General features: G+C 61.0%; 20 protein-coding genes. 8 read left to right on the top strand and 12 right to left on the bottom strand.

Annotated features, from left to right (window positions below):
* The first annotated feature begins 14 nt into the window (after nucleotides 1-14).
* The 3 genes from DYL59_RS11445 to DYL59_RS11435 are packed head-to-tail and all read left to right on the top strand — an operon-like array spanning nucleotide 15 to nucleotide 5,289.
* Nucleotides 15-446: a DcrB-related protein gene (locus DYL59_RS11445; protein ID WP_135289286.1), complete on the top strand. Its 432-nt coding sequence runs from the start codon at nucleotides 15-17 to the stop codon at nucleotides 444-446.
* A gap of 12 nt (nucleotides 447-458) precedes the next feature.
* Nucleotides 459-4,832, top strand: coding sequence for an RHS repeat-associated core domain-containing protein (locus tag DYL59_RS11440; RefSeq protein WP_135289285.1), 4,374 nt, complete (start codon nucleotides 459-461; stop codon nucleotides 4,830-4,832).
* 13 nt (nucleotides 4,833-4,845) lie between these two features.
* Entirely contained in the window at nucleotides 4,846-5,289 is a 444-nt protein-coding gene (locus tag DYL59_RS11435) for a tetratricopeptide repeat protein (protein ID WP_135289284.1), read from the top strand.
* A 91-nt stretch (nucleotides 5,290-5,380) separates the two neighbouring features.
* Here DYL59_RS11435 and DYL59_RS11430 read toward each other — a convergent pair whose 3' ends face one another.
* From DYL59_RS11430 to DYL59_RS11420, 3 genes are all read right to left on the bottom strand, one after another.
* The gene (locus DYL59_RS11430) at nucleotides 5,381-5,656 is read right to left on the bottom strand and encodes an HU family DNA-binding protein (protein ID WP_095014020.1); all 276 of its coding nucleotides are present in this window, start codon (nucleotides 5,654-5,656) and stop codon (nucleotides 5,381-5,383) included.
* A 191-nt stretch (nucleotides 5,657-5,847) separates the two neighbouring features.
* Nucleotides 5,848-6,996: an NAD(P)/FAD-dependent oxidoreductase gene (locus DYL59_RS11425; RefSeq protein WP_135289283.1), complete on the bottom strand. Its 1,149-nt coding sequence runs from the start codon at nucleotides 6,994-6,996 to the stop codon at nucleotides 5,848-5,850.
* Between the two features lie 36 nt (nucleotides 6,997-7,032).
* Nucleotides 7,033-7,200 carry a rubredoxin gene (locus DYL59_RS11420; protein ID WP_135289282.1) on the bottom strand — a complete coding sequence of 56 codons (168 nt, stop codon included), beginning with the start codon at nucleotides 7,198-7,200 and terminating at the stop codon, nucleotides 7,033-7,035.
* Nucleotides 7,201-7,398: 198 nt separating this feature from the next.
* On the opposite strand from DYL59_RS11420, the gene DYL59_RS11415 reads away from it, so the two are divergent.
* Together DYL59_RS11415 and ubiA are read left to right on the top strand one after the other, a co-directional pair.
* Entirely contained in the window at nucleotides 7,399-7,962 is a 564-nt protein-coding gene (locus DYL59_RS11415) for a chorismate--pyruvate lyase family protein (RefSeq protein ID WP_135289281.1), read from the top strand.
* Nucleotides 7,962-8,852 (top strand): 4-hydroxybenzoate octaprenyltransferase, encoded by an 891-nt coding sequence (gene ubiA / locus DYL59_RS11410; RefSeq protein ID WP_135289280.1) that lies wholly within the window; start codon nucleotides 7,962-7,964, stop codon nucleotides 8,850-8,852. Before DYL59_RS11415 ends, ubiA begins: the two co-directional genes overlap by 1 nt.
* Before the next feature lie 119 nt (nucleotides 8,853-8,971).
* Here the strand turns inward: ubiA and DYL59_RS11405 are convergent, their stop codons facing one another.
* Nucleotides 8,972-9,349, bottom strand: coding sequence for a COG4315 family predicted lipoprotein (locus DYL59_RS11405; protein WP_135289279.1), 378 nt, complete (start codon nucleotides 9,347-9,349; stop codon nucleotides 8,972-8,974).
* Between the two features lie 153 nt (nucleotides 9,350-9,502).
* Here DYL59_RS11405 and phoB point away from each other — a divergent pair, with 153 nt between their 5' ends.
* The 3 genes from phoB to DYL59_RS11390 all read left to right on the top strand — a co-directional run bounded on the left by phoB (nucleotide 9,503) and on the right by DYL59_RS11390 (nucleotide 13,172).
* On the top strand, nucleotides 9,503-10,192 hold the full coding sequence (gene phoB / locus DYL59_RS11400; protein WP_003231714.1) for a phosphate regulon transcriptional regulator PhoB: 690 nt from the start codon (nucleotides 9,503-9,505) through the stop codon (nucleotides 10,190-10,192).
* 46 nt (nucleotides 10,193-10,238) lie between these two features.
* Entirely contained in the window at nucleotides 10,239-11,561 is a 1,323-nt protein-coding gene (phoR, locus tag DYL59_RS11395; RefSeq protein ID WP_135289278.1) for a phosphate regulon sensor histidine kinase PhoR, read from the top strand.
* A 270-nt stretch (nucleotides 11,562-11,831) separates the two neighbouring features.
* Nucleotides 11,832-13,172 carry a hemolysin family protein gene (locus DYL59_RS11390; protein ID WP_135289277.1) on the top strand — a complete coding sequence of 447 codons (1,341 nt, stop codon included), beginning with the start codon at nucleotides 11,832-11,834 and terminating at the stop codon, nucleotides 13,170-13,172.
* Nucleotides 13,173-13,175: 3 nt separating this feature from the next.
* Here DYL59_RS11390 and DYL59_RS11385 read toward each other — a convergent pair whose 3' ends face one another.
* The 8 genes from DYL59_RS11385 to DYL59_RS11345 all read right to left on the bottom strand — a co-directional run bounded on the left by DYL59_RS11385 (nucleotide 13,176) and on the right by DYL59_RS11345 (nucleotide 21,351).
* A complete protein-coding gene (locus tag DYL59_RS11385) occupies nucleotides 13,176-13,826 on the bottom strand; it encodes a M23 family metallopeptidase (RefSeq protein WP_135289276.1) in 651 nt (216 codons plus the stop codon).
* A gap of 63 nt (nucleotides 13,827-13,889) precedes the next feature.
* A complete protein-coding gene (locus DYL59_RS11380) occupies nucleotides 13,890-14,189 on the bottom strand; it encodes a helix-turn-helix domain-containing protein (RefSeq protein ID WP_135289275.1) in 300 nt (99 codons plus the stop codon).
* 4 nt (nucleotides 14,190-14,193) lie between these two features.
* Nucleotides 14,194-14,517: a type II toxin-antitoxin system RelE/ParE family toxin gene (locus DYL59_RS11375; protein ID WP_135289274.1), complete on the bottom strand. Its 324-nt coding sequence runs from the start codon at nucleotides 14,515-14,517 to the stop codon at nucleotides 14,194-14,196.
* Between the two features lie 187 nt (nucleotides 14,518-14,704).
* A complete protein-coding gene (locus tag DYL59_RS11370) occupies nucleotides 14,705-15,604 on the bottom strand; it encodes a response regulator (RefSeq protein WP_135289273.1) in 900 nt (299 codons plus the stop codon).
* Nucleotides 15,605-15,772: 168 nt separating this feature from the next.
* The gene (gene phoU, locus DYL59_RS11365) at nucleotides 15,773-16,534 is read right to left on the bottom strand and encodes a phosphate signaling complex protein PhoU (protein WP_135289272.1); all 762 of its coding nucleotides are present in this window, start codon (nucleotides 16,532-16,534) and stop codon (nucleotides 15,773-15,775) included.
* Nucleotides 16,535-16,604: 70 nt separating this feature from the next.
* Nucleotides 16,605-17,438: a phosphate ABC transporter ATP-binding protein PstB gene (gene pstB / locus DYL59_RS11360; protein WP_025856391.1), complete on the bottom strand. Its 834-nt coding sequence runs from the start codon at nucleotides 17,436-17,438 to the stop codon at nucleotides 16,605-16,607.
* A gap of 192 nt (nucleotides 17,439-17,630) precedes the next feature.
* Nucleotides 17,631-19,301, bottom strand: coding sequence for a phosphate ABC transporter permease PstA (pstA, locus tag DYL59_RS11350; protein WP_135289270.1), 1,671 nt, complete (start codon nucleotides 19,299-19,301; stop codon nucleotides 17,631-17,633).
* Nucleotides 19,302-19,317: 16 nt separating this feature from the next.
* Nucleotides 19,318-21,351, bottom strand: a complete 2,034-nt coding sequence (locus tag DYL59_RS11345; protein ID WP_193557546.1) for an ABC transporter permease subunit — start codon at nucleotides 21,349-21,351, stop codon at nucleotides 19,318-19,320.
* Nucleotides 21,352-21,481 lie beyond the last annotated feature (130 nt).

The raw sequence follows: 21,481 nt of genomic DNA, 5'->3' as shown, positions 1-21,481 counted from the left end.
GAGACCTGTTTGCGATGACGTACCGAATCAACGAATTCCAGCTGCAACTGCCCGACGCCGAACTGCAGGACGCGACGATCAACATCCTCAAGTTCCCGGCACTGGGGACCTCCTTGATCATCAGCCGCAGCTTGCTGGCAGACGGCGAAACCCTGCACAGCAACTTCGCCGACCAGCTCAAGCGCCTGGAACAACAGGTGCAGGATTTGCGCTGCCAGCCGAGCGTGAGCGTGCACCTGGACACCGCACAGGAGATTGAAGGCATCGAGCTGCGCAGCCAGTTCAACAAGGGCAATGACAAGGTGTTCCAGTACCAGTTGGCGCTGGTGCTGCCGGGCACGCGCAAGATGCTCGCCTTGAGCTATGTGAAGGCCGACACCCTGGGGGATGCCGAGGCGGCACACTGGGCCTTGATCAAGCACTCGCTGTCGTTCGACGCCCTTTGATGAGTTGCCTGCATGTCTGATGCGCTTTGGGCGGCCCGGATGGGCGATGCGCTCGACCATACCTCGATGATGGCGGACATTCTCGGTGGCGTGCTGGAGGTGGCGGCCAATATCGCCATCACCGCCGTGGCGACCGCTGCCGTGGTCGCCGCCACCGGCATTACCGTCGCCACCGGCGGGCTCGGCTGCTTCCTGCTGGGCGCGGTGGTGGGCACGATTGTCGGGCTGGCCATGAGCAAGACCGGGGCGGACAAAGGCTTATCGAATTTATGTGAGAGCTTCAGCAACGCCCTGTTCCCGCCCACGGTGCAGGCCAATATTCTCACCGGCTCCACCAATACCCTGACCAACAGCATTCCCGCTGCGCGTGCTGCCGGGGCGATCAGCTCCCATGTCGCGCCAGCAGGCACTGAGCTGGAAGAACCCGCGCCAGAAGCCAGCTACCTGGACATGGCCGAGAGTTTCTTCTCGCAGATGTGGCGCCCTACCGTTGCCACTCCCGCGCCTGGCGCCGTGCCCAAGCCGCTGGACCTGGTGGCCTGCATGAAGCATCCACCGATGCCGCCGCAGTTTCTGGCCGAGGGTTCGGACAAAGTCACCATCAACGGCCAGCCGGCAGTGCGCAGCGGTGACCGCAGTACCTGCGATGCCAAGGTGGTGTCGTCCGGGTTGATCTCCTCTAACGTAACCATCGGCGGCGGCTCGGTGGTGGTGCGTGAGATCCGCAGTGGCAAGACCCCTGGCGTGGGCCTGGCAGTGACCGCGTTGTTGATGCTCAAGGGTGGCAAGGGCAAGTTCTTCAGCAAGTTGCCGTGCATGCTGATCGGTGGCGCGACCTCGATGGCCGTCAGCAGCGCCATGGGGGCGATGGCCAATGCGGCGATGGGTTCGTCGAACCCGGTGCATGCGGCGACTGGCGCGAAAGTGCTGGGTGATGTGGAGGAACTGGACTTCGTACTGCCGGGCATCTTGCCGATTGCCTGGCAACGCTTCTACAACAGCCGCGACGACCGCATGGGCAGCCTGTTTGGCCCAGGCTGGAGCGTGGCGTATGAAGTGAGCGTCGAGATCCGCCCCCATCCCGATGGCGGCGAGACACTGATCTACACCGACGAGCAGGGTCGCCCGATCGACATGGGTTCGATTCCCTTGGGCGGTGCGGTATTCAGCGCCGGTGAAGGGCTGGCGGTGCGGCGCCATCTCAATGGGCAGTTGTTGATCGAAAGCGACGATGGCCTGTACCGGTTGTTCGAACCAACCGCCAACTCGTCGCGGCTGCGTCTGGCACAGCTTGGTGATCGCAACGACAACCGTATCCATATCGACTACGACGAAGCCGGCCGCCTGGTGCGGCTGCGCGATACCTTCGATTTGGTGCAAGTGGCGTTGGTCCGCGATCAGGGCCATGTGACGCGTATCGAGCGGGTGTATCCGGATAACCGCCGGGAAGTGCTGGTCAGCTATGCCTATGACGCCGGCGCAAGCCTGGCCGAAGTTCGCGACGCAACCGGCCAGGTGCAACGCCGCTTTGCCTACGACAGCGGCCGCCGGATGGTGGAGCACCAACTGCCCACCGGGTTGCGCTGTTTTTATGCGTGGGCCTTGGTGGAAGGCCTGGAATGGCGTGTGGTGCGGCATTGGACCGATGAGGGCGACACGTACCAGTTCGAATACGACTTGCAGGCCGGCCTCACGCGCATCAGCGACGGCTTGCAGCGGGTCAGCACGCGGTATTGGAACGCACAGCACCAGATCATCCGGTACAGCGACAACCTGGGCCAGACCTGGCAGTTTGAGTGGAACGACGAACGCCAGTTGCTCAGTGCCACCGACCCGCAAGGCGGGCGCTATGAATACAGCTACGACGACGCCGGCAACCTGATCGGCGAGCGCGACCCGTTGGGTCGAAGCGATTCAACGTTGTGGCTGGAACATTGGGCGTTGCCGCTGGTGGAGACCGACGCCGCCGACAACGCTTGGCAATATCGCTACGACTCACGGGGCAATTGCATCGCCGAGACTGATCCGCTGGGCCACGTGACCCGATACCGCTATGACGACCACGGCCAACCGGTGGAAATCATCGACGCCACCGGCAAAAGCAAAAAGCTGCGCTGGAACCCGTTCGGGCAATTGGTCGAGCACGTTGATTGCTCGGGCTACCCAACCCGCTTTGGCTACGACGAGCGTGGCAACTTGCAGGTGATCACCGATGCCCTCGGCGAACGCACCTTGTTCAGTTATGACGCCCAGGGCCGCGTGCTCAGCAGCCAACTGCCGGACGGGCGCACCGAGCAGTACCAGCGCGACGTCAGCGGCCAACTGCTGGGTTACACCGACCCGGCCGGGCACACCACGCTGTACCAGCACAACCGTCGCGGCCAGGTGCGCCAGCGTACCGACGCCCATGGTCGGCAGGTGCAGTTCGGCTATGACAGCTATGGGCGCCTGCAAGCGCTGATCAACGAAAACGGCGAGCGCTATCGGTTTGCCTGGGATGCCGGCGACCGCCTCACGGAACAGCAAGACCTCGACGGCAGTGCCAAGCGCTACTGCTATGACCTGCTGGATAACGTGATTGAGGTCGCGGCGGTCCCAGCCCCTTATGGCAATGGCCTGGCGGTCGTCCCCGAAACGCCACTGGCACCCATCGTGCATCGCCTGGAACGGGACGCAATTGGCCGCCTGACCGCCAAGACCACCGACGACGGCCGCACCGACTACGCCTACGACGCGGTGAACCAGCTTACCGCTGCGACCTTTACCGACGTGCAGGGCAATACACAGGCCCTGGGCTTCGCTTACGACGCCCTCGGCCAACTGCTGTGCGAACAGAGCGCAGCGGGCAGCCTGAACCACCACTACGACGAACTCGGCAACCTGATCCAGACCCAACTGCCCGACGGCCGCTGGCTCAACCGCCTGTACTACGGCAGCGGCCACCTGCACCAGGTCAACCTCGACGGCCAGGTCATCAGCGACTTCGAACGCGACCGCCTGCACCGCGAAGTGCTGCGCACCCAGGGCCAGCTCAGCACCCGCAGCGAATACGACCGCAGCGGCCGCCTGCGCTCGCGCCAACGCCGTCACGCCAGCCAGCCCTCGTTGCTGCCCGCGGCGGCGCAAAAACAATTCGAATACGACCCGGCCGACAACCTTATCGGCAAGCTCGACCAACAGCCCGCCACTCAACACCGCCAACTCCTGCACTACGACGCCACCGGCCGCATCATCGCCAGCCAAGACAGCCTGCACGGCCAACGCGAAACCTTCGCCTACGACGCCGCCGCCAACCTGCTGGACGGCCCACAACCCGGCGCCGGGCTGGTGGTACACAACAAGCTGCTGACCTATCAGGACAAGCGTTACCGCTACGATGCCTTTGGCCGCACCCTTGAAAAACGCAGCGCCGCACGGGGCGTGCAGCGCTTTGCCTACGACGCCGAAAGCCGGTTGATTGAAGTACGCAATGAGAACGGCAGCGTGGTCAGGATGGCCTATGACCCGCTGGGCCGGCGTATAGAAAAAACCGAGCACGGCAGCGATGGCTACCCGCTGGGCGAAACGCGATTTGTGTGGGATGGCCTGCGGTTATTGCAGGAGCATCGGCACAGTCAGACCAGTCTGTATATCTACCAGGACGAAGGCTACGAGCCTCTGGCCCGTGTTGACGGTACCGGGCCGTTGCAGAAGATTCGGTACTACCACAACGACCTGAACGGGTTGCCCGAACAACTCACCGAAGCGGATGGGCACAACGTCTGGCAGGCGACGTATCGGGTGTGGGGCAACACGCTGGAAGAGGTGCGGGAGCCGTACTACATCGAAGAGCAGAACCTAAGGTTTCAGGGGCAGTATCTGGATCGGGAGACGGGGCTGCATTTCAATACGTTCAGGTTTTATGATCCGGATGTGGGGCGGTTTACGACGCCGGATCCAATAGGTTTGCACGGCGGGTTGAATTTCTATGCATACACGCCCAACCCGTTCGGTTGGATCGACCCCCTCGGGTTGTCCTGCCGGCTGAATTCAGTTGGCAGAACACCAGGCAAAGGCAGTCGGACAGGGAAGGCGGTGATCGCGCGGATGAAAGCCGAAGGCAAGATAATTGGCTCCGGCAAAAACATGCGGTTCCAGAGCACTGATAAAAAATGGTATTCGATCAAAGACGCTGACATGGCCCATAAAACCGATGCTGTTAAGTATTGGAACAGCAAAGGCGGTTACCACGGGGCTAAAACCAAAGAAGTAAGGGGTTGGATGCGCGACCCAGACAACTATGAGCTGGAATACTATTCCCATAACCGATCAAAAGGTGCACAGCTAACCGACCGGTACAAAGACCCCGGTGACTTTATCGGTCCAGCAGAAAAGCCAAAATATTAGTAAGGATTATTTTATGAAAGACCTGGCAGACGAGAATCCAACATTGGCCGACAAGATCATGGCCATCATGGCTTCAGGCAATGATCTCGATGAGCAAAACAAGAAAGTGGAAGCCCAGGCCCTGTACCAACAAGCCTGGGACTTGCTACCGGAGCCAAAACTTGAGTGGTCGCCTTTATCTTCGTGGGTTACAGGGTCTTTCTTCAATCTTCACTTTGATAACGGCGACTTCAAGGCCGCTGAACCCTGGGCACAAAAGACATTGGATGGTCGAGAATCCGATATTGATACCGGCCCGCTGATTAACCTCGGGATGGTATTTTTCGAATTGGGAAAACCTACCGAAGCCTATAAGTACTTTGATGAGGCTTATGGATTCGGCAAAGCGCGTGCCTTTCAAGAAAGACCAAAGAAATATCTGAATTTCTATCTGGACGAAAAGAAGAAGAGTCACTGACTTATTAGTCCCCACAAAAAATGGGCACCCGATCGAGTCGGCGTGCCCATTTTTCCTACCGCCCCGCCCCCTTTCGAGACGGTACAACCGGTTACTCGTTAACGGTATCTTTCAGCGATTTGCCCGGCTTGAACGCAACGGTGTTGCTCGCCTTGATTTTCACCGGCTCGCCGGTTTGTGGGTTTTTGCCGGTGCGGGCGCCGCGGTGGCGTTGCAGGAAGGTGCCGAAGCCAACCAGGGTGACGCTGTCCTTGCGGTGCAGGGCGCCGGTGATTTCTTCGAGAACGGCGTTGAGGACGCGGTTGGCCTGTTCTTTGGTGAGATCCGCTTTTTCAGCGATGGCGGCTGCAAGTTCTGGTTTACGCATGAGTGAAGCCTCTTTGACGGTTTTTTGTTGTTATGTCCGTGCTGCTCTCTAACGGAGCAGCGCCCAAAGCGCCGCAGGCTCTACTCTGCGGCAGACGGGAGTGAGGATGGCATGCCCTCGAACGCTGCGCCAGTCTCGCAGCGACCTTTCTGAGGGTAGGAACGTGCTGATTCCGACAGAACGACCGGTATTTACGCCAGCAACGGCGGAAGTTCTTTGTTGAGGGCCAGTTTTTCCATCACGGCGCTGCCGGTCAGCGCGTAACCCAGCAGGCGGCCGCTGGCATCACGGCACAGGGCCTTGATGTCGGCGCCTTGGCCTTCGACGCTCCAGACGCCCTCGGTGCCCCGTGGCGGTGGCGACACCACCAGCGGGCAGACCGGCGTCTTGACGGTCACTGGCATTGGGCCGTAGCTGACGGCAGTGGCGTTGCCGGCCAGGGTCTGGGCAAGGGCACGGGCGCAGCTCATCAGGGGCATCACGTACAGCAGGTTCAAGCCATCGACCTCGGCGCAGTCGCCCAGGGCGTAGATATTGGCGTGGGAGGTCTTGAGGTGGCGGTCCACCATGACCCCACGGTTGGTTTGCAGCCCGGCAGCGGCCGCCAGGTCGACGCGCGGGCGCAGGCCGATGGCCGAGACCACCAGGTCGCAGAGGATCACTTCACCGTCCGACAGATGGGCTTGCAGGCCATCGGCGGTGCGTTGCAAGCGGTTGAGTACCGGCCCCAGGTGGAAACGCGCGCCCAGGCTTTCCAGCCCGGCCTGGACCGCCGCAGCAGCAGCCGGGTGCAGCAGGGTCGGCATGACTTGCTCGCACGGCGCTACCAAGTCGATCTCATAGCCGCCCAGGATCAAGTCGTTGGCGAATTCGCAGCCGATCAGGCCGGCGCCCAGCAGCAGCACGCGGCGCTTGCCGGCGGCAGCGGCGCGAAAGCGTGCGTAGTCTTCGAGGTCGTTGATCGGGAAGACCAGCTCAGCCGCATCGCCTTCCACCGGTACGCGCACGGTCTCGGCGCCCCAGGCCAGGATCAGGTCGCGGTAGGTCACCGCTTCTTCGCCGATCCACAGGCGCTTGTGGCCGGGGTCGATGCCGCTGACGCGGGTATGGGTGCGCACCTCGGCCTTGAGTTGCTCGGCCATGGCACCCGGTTCAGCCATGCTCAGGCCATCGGCTTCCTTGTTTTTGCCAAAGCCGGTGGAGAGCATGGGCTTGGAGTAAGAGCGCCCGTCATCTGCAGTGATCAGCAGCAATGGGGTCTCGCTGTCGAGCTTGCGAAACTCCCGGGCCACGTTGTAACCGGCCAGTCCTGTGCCGATGATCACGACAGGTGCGTTCATTCCTTTCTCCTTGTAGTACGGTTCTTAAAATTCAGATCAGCCGATTTCGATCATTTCGAAATCCATCTTGCCCACGCCGCAGTCTGGGCACAGCCAGTCTTCCGGGACGTCTTCCCAACGGGTGCCAGGCAGAATCCCGTCATCCGGCCAGCCGTCTTTTTCGTCATAGATCAGGCCGCAGACGATACATTGCCACTTCTTCATTACGTGTTTCCTCAGGGAGTCCAGGCATCTTGGCCGACGGTCGATAGATCCAGCGTTGCCGAACGGCTCAGGGCGTTTTGTACTGATCGGGGCGTGCAGATGCAAGCACGATCGACGCAAACGGCCGGTTTGACCCGGCAAAAGTTCAGGGTGCCATGGTAAGCTCGCCGCCTCTTTTGCTGCCAATACTGACTCACCGTGCCGCACTCAATCGCCCCTCCCGATGCTTGCCAATGGCTGCCCCAGAGCCTTCTGACCCCTTTGCCTGCGCCCCTGACCCTCAACTGGTTGTTCGATGAAGGGTCGCTGACGCGGCGGCTGACAGGGTTGTCCAACGACGCTTTCAGCGTGACCCCGCTGTTCGAAGGCTGGCAGCCGCTGCGAGACGACGAATGCGCCGCCCTGGACCTGGCACCCGCCACGGTGGGCTGGGTGCGCGAAGTGTATTTGCGCGGGGCTGGCCAGCCGTGGGTATTCGCCCGCAGCGTGGCCGCCCGCAGCGCGTTGCAGGGTGACGGGCTGCACATGGATGAGTTGGGCAGCCGCTCCTTGGGGGAGTTGCTGTTCTGCGACCGAGCGTTCACGCGCCAGGCCATCGAGGTGTGCCATTACCCAAGGGGGTGGTTGCCCACGCCAGACCAGGTCGATGGCCTTTGGGGCCGGCGCTCGCGCTTCGATCGCGGCGCGCTGAGTATCCTGGTGGCGGAAATCTTCTTGCCGAGCTTCTGGCGCGCCCTGCCTGACCATCCGGAGAATTGCTGATGTATCAACGTCTGCTCAAGTCCCTGAACCGCCTGAACCCCAGGGCCTGGGATTTCATTCAGTTGACCCGCATGGACAAGCCCATCGGCATCTACCTGCTGCTGTGGCCGACGCTATGGGCATTGTGGATTGCTGGCAAAGGCTCGCCGTCCTTCATCAATATCGTGATTTTTGTACTGGGCGTGGTGCTGACACGCGCCGGCGGCTGCGTGATCAATGACTGGGCCGACCGCAAGGTGGACGGGCATGTGAAGCGCACCGAGCAACGCCCGCTGGTGAGCGGCAAGATCCGTTCAAAAGAGGCGCTGGTGTTTTTTGCCGTGCTGATGGGCATCAGTTTCCTGCTGGTGCTGCTGACCAACGCCACCACCATCCTGCTGTCCCTCGGCGGCCTGGCGCTGGCGGCGAGTTACCCGTTCATGAAGCGCTACACCTATTACCCACAGGTGGTGCTGGGCGCGGCGTTTTCCTGGGGCATGCCGATGGCGTTTACCGCCGAGACCGGCAGCCTGCCTGCTGCGGCGTGGCTGCTGTATATCGCTAACCTGTTGTGGACAGTGGGGTATGACACCTATTACGCCATGACCGACCGCGACGACGACTTGAAGATCGGCGTGAAGTCCACGGCCATTCTGTTTGGCGATGCGGACCGCGTGATCATCCTGACGCTGCAAGGGCTGGCGCTGGTGTGCCTGTTGCTGGCGGGTGCGCGGTTTGAACTGGGGGGTTGGTTCCACTTGGGGCTGCTGGCGGCGGCGGGGTGTTTTGCGTGGGAATTCTGGTACACGCGGGACAAGGACCGGATGAAGTGCTTCAAGGCGTTTTTGCATAACCATTGGGCGGGGTTGGCGATATTTGTGGGGATTGTGCTGGATTACGGGTTTCGATGAGATTTTGTGGCGTCTGAACTGACGCCTTCGCGAGCAAGCCCGCTCCCACATTTTGATTTGTGAATACATTCAAGTGTGGGAGCGGGCTTGCTCGCGAAGGTCTCAGCGGCGCCACAGGTTCAAGGTTTGATAACGTGCCACGCGCCACCCTTGCCATCCCCGGTCTTGTCCCCGGCCTTGTGGTCATCTTTGTAGGTGTAGACCGGCTTGCCGTCGTAGGCCCATTGGCTGGTCTGGTCATCGCGGGTAATCACCGTCCACTTGCCCGTCGGCTTGTCAGTGGACTCAGCCTTCAGCGGCGGCCAATTGGTCGCGCATTGGTCCTTGCACACGGACTTGCCGTCGGCGTCCTTGTCGAAGGTGTAGAGGGTCAAGCCCTTGTGATCCACCAATATGCCGTCATGGGTCATGGCTGGCTCCGCCGCCAACGCCAGGCCTGGCAGGGTCAACGCCGCCGTGACCAGCAGGGCTTTCCAGGAAAAAGTACTTTTAGTCATCGGAACCTTCCTTTTGTGGTTGTCAGGATTCGGACCCAAAGCGTAGTCCAGAGTGCCGTTGCTTGCTCAAGCAACTAAATTACTGTCACACGACTGCAATAATTCCGTTATCTAATGCGGCGCAAGACAGTTAAATGACAAGAGGATTTAGGCATGGTTGGCAGGAGCATTCTGATCGTCGACGACGAAGCGCCCATCCGCGAGATGATCGCCGTTGCGTTGGAAATGGCCGGCTATGACTGCCTGGAGGCGGAGAACTCCCAGCAGGCCCATGCCATTATCGTCGACCGCAAGCCGGACCTGATCCTGCTGGACTGGATGCTGCCAGGCACCTCCGGCATCGAGTTGGCCCGCCGCCTCAAGCGTGACGAGCTGACCGGGGATATCCCGATCATCATGCTCACCGCCAAGGGCGAAGAGGACAACAAGATCCAGGGCCTGGAAGTGGGCGCCGACGACTACATCACCAAGCCGTTTTCCCCACGGGAACTGGTCGCACGCCTCAAAGCCGTACTGCGCCGCGCCGGGCCGACCGATGGCGAGGCGCCAATTGAAGTCGGCGGACTGATCCTCGACCCCATCAGCCACCGCGTGACCATCGACGGCACCCCGGCCGAGATGGGCCCGACCGAATACCGCCTGCTGCAATTTTTCATGACTCACCAGGAGCGCGCCTACACTCGCGGCCAGTTGCTGGACCAGGTGTGGGGCGGCAATGTGTATGTGGAGGAGCGCACCGTGGACGTGCATATCCGTCGCCTGCGCAAAGCCTTGGGCGATGCTTACGAGAATCTGGTACAAACCGTGCGCGGCACCGGGTACAGATTCTCCACCAAAGGCTGAGCCCGCCCCTCTCCTCTCTTAACAGCTGACAAGGACGCATGTTTAAGTGAACCAGAACTGGCATGGCACCCTGATCCGCCACATGCTCCTGTTGATCACCGGTTGCCTGTTGGTCGGCCTGGTCAGCGGCTACTACGGCTGGAGCCTGGCCATCGGCATTGGTCTGTACCTGGGCTGGACTCTCAAACAACTGCTGCGCCTGCATGAATGGCTGCGCCAGCACAAACCCGATGAAGCACCGCCCGACGGCTATGGCCTGTGGGGCGAGGTGTTCGACAGCATCTACCACCTGCAACGCCGCGACCAGCGGGTGCGCGGGCGCCTGCAAGCGGTGATCGACCGGGTGCAGGAGTCTACCGCTGCGCTGAAAGACGCGGTAATCATGCTCGACAGCGACGGCAACCTGGAATGGTGGAACCGCGCCGCCGAGACCCTGCTGGGCCTCAAGACGCCCCAGGACAGCGGCCAGCCGGTGACCAACCTGGTGCGCCACCCGCGCTTTAAGGAATACTTCGAGCAGGACAACTACGAAGAAGCCCTGGAAATCCCCTCGCCCACCAATGACCGTGTACGCATCCAGTTGTACCTGACGCGCTATGGCAACAACGAACACCTGATGCTGGTGCGCGATGTCACCCGTATTCACCAGTTGGAACAGATGCGCAAAGACTTCGTCGCCAACGTCTCCCATGAGCTGCGCACCCCCCTCACGGTGATCTGCGGCTACCTGGAGACGCTGCTCGACAACGTCGAGGAGATCAACCCGCGCTGGAGCCGTGCCCTGCAGCAAATGCAGCAGCAAGGCTCGCGCATGCAGACACTGCTCAACGACCTGCTGCTGCTGGCCAAGCTGGAAGCCACGGATTACCCCTCGGACAACCAGCCGGTGAGCGTCCAGAGCCTGTTGAAGACCATCAAGAACGATGCCCAGGCCCTCTCCGGCCAGCGTGGGCAGCAGATCACCCTGGAAGCCGACCCCACTGTGCTGCTCAAGGGCAGTGAGGGTGAATTGCGCAGCGCGTTCTCCAACCTGGTGTTCAACGCGGTGAAGTACACCCAGGACAAGGGCACTATTCGCATCCGCTGGTGGGCCGACGAACACGGCGCGCACCTGAGCGTGCAAGACTCCGGCATCGGTATCGACGCCAAGCACCTGCCGCGCTTGACCGAGCGTTTCTACCGCGTCGACTCCAGCCGCAACTCCAACACCGGCGGTACCGGGCTGGGCCTGGCGATCGTCAAGCATGTGCTGCTGCGCCACCGTGCGCGCCTTGAAATCAGCAGTGTGCTGGGGCATGGCAGTACGTTTACCTGTCATTTTCCATCAGTGCAGGTGACGCGGGCGCAGGCGCTAGGCACCGACGAATAACCCAAAAACAACACAGCTTTTAACTGTGGGAGGGGGCTTGCCCCCGATGGCGGTGGGTCAGGTATGAATGTGTTGACTGACACTCTGCTATCGGGGGCAAGCCCCCTCCCACAGTGAATTGGTGTTGTGTTGGAGAGTGTATTCCACATCCCACCCGGCAGCGGGCACTAGGCAAGCGCCCCGCCAGCCGCTACATTGGCCGACTTGCGTCCGCCTTTGCGGCCCACCTGCCACCCCTTATTGAACACACGGAACCTGCAAAACCCCATCATGGACCCTTCCCCTGGCATCACCCTCGCTACACTCTTCGCCGATTTCGGCATGATTCTTTTTGCACTGATCCTGGTACTGCTCAACGGTTTCTTCGTTGCGGCGGAATTTGCCATGGTCAAACTGCGCTCCACCCGGGTCGAGGCCATCGCCGACACCAACGGCTGGCGCGGGCAGATCCTGCGCACCGTCCACAGTCAGCTCGACGCCTACCTGTCGGCCTGCCAGCTGGGTATCACTCTCGCCTCCCTGGGCCTGGGCTGGGTCGGTGAACCGGCCTTTGCGCATATCCTGGAGCCGTTGCTGGGCGCCGTGGGCGTCGAGTCGCCTGAGGTGATCAAGGGCGTGTCGTTCTTCGCCGCGTTCTTCGTGATCTCCTATCTGCACATCGTGGTCGGCGAGCTGGCGCCCAAGTCCTGGGCCATTCGCAAGCCTGAGCTGCTGTCGCTGTGGACCGCCGTGCCGCTGTACCTGTTCTACTGGGCGATGTACCCGGCGATCTACCTGCTCAACGCCAGCGCCAACGCCATCTTGCGCATCGCCGGCCAAGGCGAGCCTGGCCCGCATCACGAGCACCATTACAGCCGTGAAGAACTCAAGCTGATCCTGCACTCCAGCCGTGGCCAGGACCCCAGCGACCAAGGCATGCGCGTACTGGCCTCGGCCGTGGAAATGGGCGAGCTGGAGGTAGTGGACTGGGCTAACTCCCGAGAAGACCTGGTGACCCTGGACTTCAACGCCCCGCTCAAGGAAATCCTCGCGCTGTTCCGCCGCCACAAATTCAGCCGCTACCCGGTGTATGACGCGGTGCGCAATGAATTCGTGGGCCTGTTGCACATCAAGGACCTGCTGCTGGAACTGGCGGCCCTGGACCACATCCCCGAGTCGTTCAACCTGGCCGAGCTGACCCGCCCACTGGAACGCGTTTCGCGGCATATGCCGTTGTCGCAGTTGCTGGAGCAGTTCCGCAAAGGCGGTGCGCACTTTGCCCTGGTGGAGGAAGCCGACGGCAAGATCATCGGCTACCTGACCATGGAAGACGTGCTCGAAGTGCTGGTGGGCGATATCCAGGACGAACACCGCAAGGCCGAACGCGGCATCCTGGCCTACCAGCCGGGCAAGCTGCTGGTGCGCGGTGACACACCACTGTTCAAGGTCGAACGCCTGCTGGGTGTAGACCTGGACCACATCGAAGCCGAAACCCTGGCCGGCCTGATCTACGACACCCTCAAACGGGTGCCGGAAGAGGAAGAAGTACTGGAAGTGGAAGGCCTGCGCATCATCATCAAGAAGATGAAAGGGCCGAAGATCGTGTTGGCCAAGGTCCTGTTGCTGGACTGAGCCTCAATTGCCCAACGCAAAGTTGGGCAACGCGCCCACCGGCTGGTTGAACTCATACGGGATCGAAACCAGCCCCGCCTCGGTGGGCCGCTGTACCACAAAGTGCAAGTGCGGCCCACTGCTGTTGCCGGTATTGCCCGACAGCGCCAGCGGGCTGCCCACCGCCACACGCTGCCCAACCCGCACGCTCACCGAACCTTGCTTGAGGTGCAGGTACACGCCCTCGGTGCCGTCATCGTGCCGCACCCGCACAAAATTCCCCGAGGCATCACTGCCCCGCCCGATCTGTTGGTTTTCGGTTTTCACTACCCTGCCGCTGCGCGCCGCAATGATCGGTGTGCCTTCAGGCATGGCGATATCCATGGCGTAGCGGCTCTTGGCGTCGGTGTGGCTGAAACTGCCGTTGGGGCCCTGGCTCAGGCGGAACGGACCACCGCGCCAGGCAAAGGCGTAGCGGTAGGCTGGTGGTGAATACGTCGGCTTGGGTCGCTCGAATACCGGGCGCTGCTGGATCACAAACGCCTGCGCGCCGGGGGTTTGCCGGTCGCTGTAAAACACGTTGCCGTTGGCATCAACGGATTTGTAGACGGTCATGGCCTGGGCCGAAACGGCGACTGTGGCCAACCCGCAGCACAGCAAGCAGCGCATGAGCATGGTGTGAACCTGCCGAGATGAAACGGCAGGCTAGCAAGGGATCATGACAAAGCTGAGTGAACTTCAGGCAGGGAGCCCGGTGAAACAAATATCGACGTTCATCTGGGCTGCCGCCGACAGGTTGACCAAGGCATCCAGGGAAAACTTGTCGATCTTGCCATTGAGCACGTCGTTAAGACGGGGCTGGCTGATACCCAGTCTCTGCGCAGCCTCTTTTTGGGAAAGCTCCCAACTGCGGATGGTGTTGTAGAGCTCCAGCATCAACTTTGAGCGCAGACGCATATTGGCAGCCTGCTGGGGCGTGTCTTCCAAGGCATCCCATACGCAGGTAAAACGCTCATTATGTAACTTTTGATTTGTCATCGTCTTAACCTAACTCCTGCAATCTGGCACGAGCCAGTTCGATGTCCCGCGCTTCGGTTTTCTGTGTGGTTTTGCGCAACGCATGCAGCACATAAACAGCTTCAGGCCGGTTAACCACATAGAACACCCGAAACGCTCCCGACGCCTCTGTAATCCGAATCTCGCTGACACCCCTACCAATGGTTTTCATCGGCTTGCAATCAAAAGGCTGCTCACCCTGTTGCAAGAGATCCAACTGAAAACCTGCTGCCCTTCTGGCATCGAGAGGGAACGCTTTGAGATCTTTGAGCGAGCCTCCTAGAAACACCACATCCTTATGCCTTGGCATTGGCTTCTCCTTTCCTGGAAAGAAAAAGCGTAATCGACGATTCAGCCAGAGGTAATGATGGTGTGTTTCAAGGCATAGCAAAGGCTCGATAACGCGGAGGCATTATCGAAAGACTATATCGAAACAGATATAAATCAAGTGAAGTGCCGGGAATCAGACCATCGGTCGATTCCCGATATTCAGCAGGTCACGCACCCGGCACAAAATGCTTCTGCGCCGTGCCGCGTGCAATCAGGCGGGAGATGTAGTCGAGCTTCTGCGCATCCTGGTCGATGAACCGGAAGGTCAGTTGCAGCCAGTCGCTGTCGGGTTTGGGTTCGTGAGCGACGACGGCGTGCAGGTAGCCGTTGAGGCGGGCCACTTCGGCGTTGTCGCCTTGTTCAAGGTCCAGCACGGCGCTTTCCAGTACCTGGGGCAGGACTTCACCACGACGGACCACCAGCAGCGCTTCCTTGATGCTCAAGCCTTTGATCACACATTGCTGGGTGCCGCTGGACAGCCGCAATTGGCCCTGGCCACGACCGCCAGCCGGCGCCGCTGCGGGTGCCTGCACCGGCGGGCTGTTGAGCAGGCCTTTGCTCGGCGTTGGGGCCGCTGGGGCGGCACGGGCAACTTCAGGCTTGCCGCCGGTCAGGGCGCTGAGGGAGTCGTTGCCGAAGGCCGAGTTCATCTTGGTCGGCGCGCTGGCCACCAGTGCGTCCAGGCGGCCAATCTTGTGCAGGGCCTGCTTGACCTTGTTCAGCAGTTGCTCGTTGGTGAACGGCTTGCTGACGTAGCCCGAAACCCCGGCCTGGATGGCCTGAACCACGTTTTCCTTGTCGCCACGGCTGGTCACCATCACAAACGGCATGGCCTTGAGGTGAGGTTGCTCGCGGCACCAGGTCAGCAGCTCCAGGCCGGACATTTCTGGCATCTCCCAATCGCACAGCACCAGGTCGAAGGTCTCGCGCATCAGGATGGCCTGGGCCTTTTTGCCGTTTACCGCGTCTTCCAGCTTGATCCCGGGGAAGTAGTTGCGCAGGCACTTCTTCACCAGGTCGCGGATAAACGAGGCGTCATCCACCACCAATACACTGACTTTACTCATCGACCCTTCATCCTATAAAAACTTCGGCACGCAAGACGCCTGACTGATGGCATTTTGCCAAAACTCGGTAGTCACAGCTGGACTTTATTTCTTCCACTGTGCAAAAAATTCAGCGGCCACAAATGAAAACGCCCGACCAAAGGCCGGGCGTTAATTTCTCGGGCAATCTTACTTATCGTCAGATTCACCCGGAACATTAGGGATAAGATCGGCCGAACCTTCAACTTCGGCCTTCATGCGCTTGAGGCCCATGTGCCGTACGTCGGTGCCGCGAACCAGGTAGATCACCAGTTCCGAAATATTGCGCGCGTGGTCGCCGATCCGCTCCAGGGAGCGCAACACCCAGATAATGCTCAAGACCCGCGAGATAGAGCGCGGATCTTCCATCATGTAGGTGGCCAGCTCACGCAGGGCGGTCTTGTATTCACGGTCGATGATCTTGTCGTACTGGGCCACCGACAACGCCAGGTCGGCGTCGAAGCGGGCAAACGCGTCGAGGGCATCACGCACCATGTTGCGCACCTGGTCGCCGATATGCCGCACTTCCACGTAGCCACGGGGCGCTTCGCCTTCTTCACACAACTGGATGGCGCGGCGGGCGATCTTGGTCGCTTCGTCGCCGATGCGTTCCAGGTCGATCACCGACTTGGAGATGCTGATGATCAAACGCAGGTCAGAGGCCGCCGGCTGGCGACGAGCCAGAATGCGCAGGCATTCTTCGTCGATATTGCGTTCCATCTGGTTGATCTGGTCGTCGATCTCACGCACTTGCTGGGCCAGGCCCGAGTCGGCCTCGATCAGCGCGGTGACGGCGTCGTTGACTTGCTTTTCCACCAGCCCGCCCATCGCCAGGAGGTGGCTGCGCACTTCCTCAAGCTCGGCGTTGAACTGCGCGGAGATGTGGTGGGTAAGGCCTTCTTTGCTAATCATGTTGGCGTCCTTGGAGCGTCCGGTAAGGTGCGGAGAACCGCAGCGTCAGTGCGAGGAAAACCCCGGCATCCTAGCCGTAGCGACCGGTAATGTAGTCTTCGGTCTGTTTCTTCGCCGGATTGGTGAACAGGGTATCGGTATCGCCGAACTCCACCAGTTTGCCCATGTACATGAACGCGGTGTAGTCAGAAACCCGCGCCGCCTGTTGCATGTTGTGGGTCACGATAACGATGGTGAACTTGGATTTGAGCTCGTAGATCAGCTCTTCGACCTTCAGCGTGGAGATTGGGTCGAGTGCCGAGCAGGGTTCGTCGAGCAGCAGCACTTCCGGTTCCACGGCGATGGTGCGCGCGATCACCAGACGTTGCTGCTGGCCGCCGGACAGGCCGAGGGCCGAGTCGTGCAGGCGGTCTTTGACCTCATCCCACAGCGCCGCGCCTTTGAGGGCCCACTCCACCGCTTCGTCGAGGATGCGCTTCTTGTTGATGCCCTGGATGCGCAGGCCGTAGACCACGTTTTCGTAGATGGTCTTGGGGAATGGGTTGGGCTTCTGGAACACCATGCCCACACGGCGACGCAGCTCGGCCACGTCTTCGCCCTTGCGGTAGATGTTGGTGCCGTAGAGGTTGATGGCGCCGTCGACGCGGCAGCCGTCCACCAGGTCGTTCATGCGGTTGAAGGTGCGCAGCAGCGTGGACTTGCCGCAGCCCGACGGGCCGATAAAGGCGGTCACGCGCTGCTTGGGGATGTTCATGCTGACGTCGAACAGCGCCTGCTTTTCACCGTAGTACAGGCTCAGGCCCGGCACTTCGATGGCCACGGTTTCCTGGGCCAGGCTCAGGCTCTGCTTGTCGCGGCCCAGGGCCGACATGTTGATGCCGTGGGTATGGGTGTCTTGTTGCATGGGATGCTCCCTGTGCTACCAATTCGTTTCGTTGAACCACCTGTGGCGGCCTACTCAAAAATCTGTGTGTAACGCGGTCCAGTGTGGGAGCGGGCTTGCTCGCGAAAGCGGTGTGTCAGCCAGCACATGTGTTTCTGATACACCGCTTTCGCGAGCAAGCCCGCTCCCACATGGGGTCCGCGTTCACTTCAATTAACTGTCCAACGCTTTGTATTTCTCGCGCAGGTGGTTACGGATCCACACCGCCGACAAGTTGAGCGTGGCGATCACCAGCACCAGCAGCAAGGCGGTGGCGTACACCAATGGCCGTGCAGCTTCGACGTTGGGGCTCTGGAAACCCACGTCATAAATATGGAAACCCAGGTGCATGATCTTCTGGTCCAGGTGCAGGTACGGGTAGTTGCCATCCAGCGGCAGCGACGGCGCCAGTTTCACTACGCCTACCAGCATCAGCGGCGCCACTTCACCGGCGGCGCGGGCCACGGCGAGGATCATGCCGGTCATCATCGCCGGGCTGGCCATGGGCAACACGATCTTCCACAGCGTTTCGGCCTTGGTCGCGCCCAGTGCCAGGGAGCCTTCACGTACGGTGCGCGGAATGCGCGCCAGGCCTTCTTCGGTGGCCACGATCACCACCGGCACCGCCAGCAGCGCCAGGGTCAGCGAGGCCCACAGCAGGCCTGGCGTACCGAAGGTCGGCGCCGGCAGGGCTTCGGCGAAGAACAGCCGATCCACCGAACCGCCTAATACGTACACAAAGAAGCCCAGGCCAAACACACCGTAGACAATGGCCGGTACACCGGCCAGGTTGTTCACGGCAATACGGATGATGCGGGTCAGGGCGTTCTGCTTGGCGTATTCACGCAGGTACACCGCCGCCAGCACGCCGAACGGGGTCACGATCATCGCCATGATCAGGGTCATCATCACGGTGCCGAAGATGGCCGGGAAGATCCCGCCTTCGGTGTTGGCTTCCCGTGGGTCATCGCTGAGGAATTCCCAGACCTTGCTGAAATAGAAGCCGATCTTGGTAAACGTGCCCATGCCGTTCGGCTGGTAGGCGTGCACCACTTTGCCAATGCCGATTTCGACTTCCTTGCCGTTGCCATCGCGGGCGGTCAACGCGTCGCGGTTGAACTGGGTGTGCAGGTCGGTCAGGCGCGCTTCGATGTCCTGGTAACGGGCATTGAGCTCGGCGCGGTCGGCCTCCATGTCGGCCTGGGCGGTGGCGTCGAGCTTGCCTTCCAGTTCCAGCTTGCGACCGTGCAGGCGGATGCGTTCGAGCCCGGCGTTGATCGCGCCGATATCGGATTTTTCCAGGGTCTTGAGCTGGGCAGCCAGCTTGTTGACGCGCTCGACACGGGCCTGCAGTTCCGGCCAGGCTGCTGCGCCTTCGGCAACAACCTTGCCGTCCTGCTTGACGTTGACCAGGGTGCCGTAGAAGTTGCCCCACTCGCGCCGCTCGATGGCCATCAGGTCCGCAGGCTTGGTCTGGTCCTTCAACCATTCGCCGACGACCCAGGTGAAGTCATTGCCGTTCAAGTCGCGGTTGCCGACCTTGATCAGCTCGCGCGTCATGAATTCCGGGCCTTGGTCCGGCACCGGCAGGCCAGCGCTTTTGAGGCGCTCGCGGGGTACTTCTTCTTTCTGCACCACTTCGCCGATGACGATATGGTTTTCCTGGCCCGGTACGGTGTAGTTGGCCTGGATCAGGTCGGCCGGCCAGAAATGGCCCAGGCCACGCACAGCGATCACGGCCAGCAGGCCGATGGTCATGATGACCGCGATGGACACCGCGCCACCGCTGATCCAAACACCTGGGGCGCCGCTCTTGAACCATCCATTCAGGGAGTTCTGTTTCACAGACTTCTACCTTTGCTTAAAGCGACGAGTATTTCTTGCGCAGACGCTGACGAATCAGCTCCGCCAGGGTGTTCATGATGAAGGTGAACAGCAGCAGCACCAGCGCCGAGAGGAACAGCACACGGTAGTGACTGCCGCCCACTTCCGACTCGGGCATCTCCACCGCGACGTTGGCCGCAAGCGTTCGCAGGCCTTCGAACAGGTTCATCTCCATTACCGGGGTGTTGCCGGTGGCCATCAGCACGATCATGGTCTCGCCGACGGCGCGGCCCATGCCAATCATCAGCGCCGAGAAGATCCCCGGGCTGGCGGTCAACAGCACGACGCGGGTCATGGTCTGCCACGGCGTGGCGCCCAGCGCCAGGGAGCCCAGGGTCAGGCCGCGGGGCACGCTGAACACGGCGTCTTCGGCGATGGAGTAGATGTTTGGAATGACCGCAAACCCCATGGCCAAGCCGACCACCAGGGCGTTGCGCTGGTCGTAGGTGATCCCCAAGTCATGGGAGATCCACATGCGCATATCGCCGCCAAAGAACCAGGTTTCCATGTATGGGCTCATGTAGAGCGACAGCCAACCTATAAACAGGATCACCGGGATCAGGATCGCGCTTTCCCAGCCATCAGGCACCCGCAGGCGGATCGACTCAGGCAAGCGGCTGAAGATGAAACCGGCCACCAGGATGCCAATTGGCAACAGCATCAACAGGCTGAAGATGCCCGGCAGATGGCCTTCCACATACGGCGCCAGGAACAGGCCGGCGAAGAACCCGAGGATCACCGTGGGCATCGCTTCCATCAATTCGATCACCGGCTTGACCTTGCGGCGCAGGCTCGGGGCCATGAAGTACGCGGTGTAGATTGCGGCGGCAACCGCCAGCGGCGCGGCCAGGAGCATGGCGTAGAACGCAGCCTTCAGGGTACCGAAGGTCAGCGGGGCCAGGCTCATCTTGGGTTCGAAGTCGGTGTTGGCGGCGGTGGATTGCCAAACGTATTTAGGCTCGTCGTAGTTTTCGTACCAGACCTTGCTCCACAACGCGCTCCAGGAGACTTCCGGGTGCGGGTTGTCCAGCAGCAGCGGTTGCAGCTTGCCGCCGGCTTCGACGATTACATGGTTGGCCCGTGGCGACAGGCCGAACAGACCTTGGCCGTCTACCACCGGGTCCACCAGCAGGGTGCGGTGGGCGGTGCTGTGGAACACGCCAAACTGGCCGGACGCGTCAAGGGCAGTGAACCCTTTGCGACGTTGTTCGGCGGTGATTTCAACAATGGGCGCGGTGCCCATCTGGAAGGTGCGGATCTGCTTGAGGTGCTGCTCGCCATCCGGGTCACGGGCCATGAACCACTGGGCCAGGCCGCCCTTGGAGTTACCCACGATCAGCGAGATACCCCCCACCAACTGGGTGCTGGCGGTGATTTCGGCGGTGCCGTCTTCGAGCAATTTGTAGCGACCGTTGAGGCTGTTGTCCCGCAGGCTGAACACATCGGCCAGGGCCCGGCCATTGATCACATACAGCCACTGCTGGCGCGGGTCGATGAAGATCGCCTTCACCGGCTCAGTCATTTGCGGCAGCTCAATGCGCTTCTGCTCGCTGGTGACTTCGCCGGTCATCATGTTTTCTTCGCGGCTCAGGGACAGCACATTCAAGTGCGATCCGGCGGAACCGGCGACGATCAGAGTCGAGTCGGTGGCATTCAGGGAGACGTGTTCCAACGGGCGGCCGGCTTCGTCGAGCACGATCGGCGTTTCACCGTAGGGGTATTCAATGGCGGGCGAGATGGTTTTCTTGCCGTCCGGGTAGGACACCTTATAGGTATGACGGAATACCAGGGCTTGGCCATTGGACAGACCCAGGATGACCAGGGGAATACCCGGCTGGTCCTGGCCGATGGACACAACGCTGGTACCCGCCGGCAATGGCAGCTCGACACGCTTGAGCTCAGCACCGGTATCGACGGCAAAGAACAGCGCCTGGCCCTTGTCGGAGACCCGCATGGCGACTTGGTTCTGTTCTTCGAGGGAGATCAACAGCGGCTTGCCGGCGTCCTGGATCCAGGCCGGGGTCAGCGCATCGGCTTTGGTCAGCGAAGCACCCTGGAACAGGGGCGCGACGACATAAGCGAGGAAGAAGAAGATCAGGGTGATAGCACCGAGGACGGCGAGGCCGCCGACCAGCACGTAC

It is taken from the genome of Pseudomonas kairouanensis, from assembly GCF_004682055.1.
Classification (GTDB): domain Bacteria; phylum Pseudomonadota; class Gammaproteobacteria; order Pseudomonadales; family Pseudomonadaceae; genus Aquipseudomonas; species Aquipseudomonas kairouanensis.
Note: the sequence above shows the minus strand (reverse complement) of the source record. Positions and strands in the feature narration are given on the sequence as shown.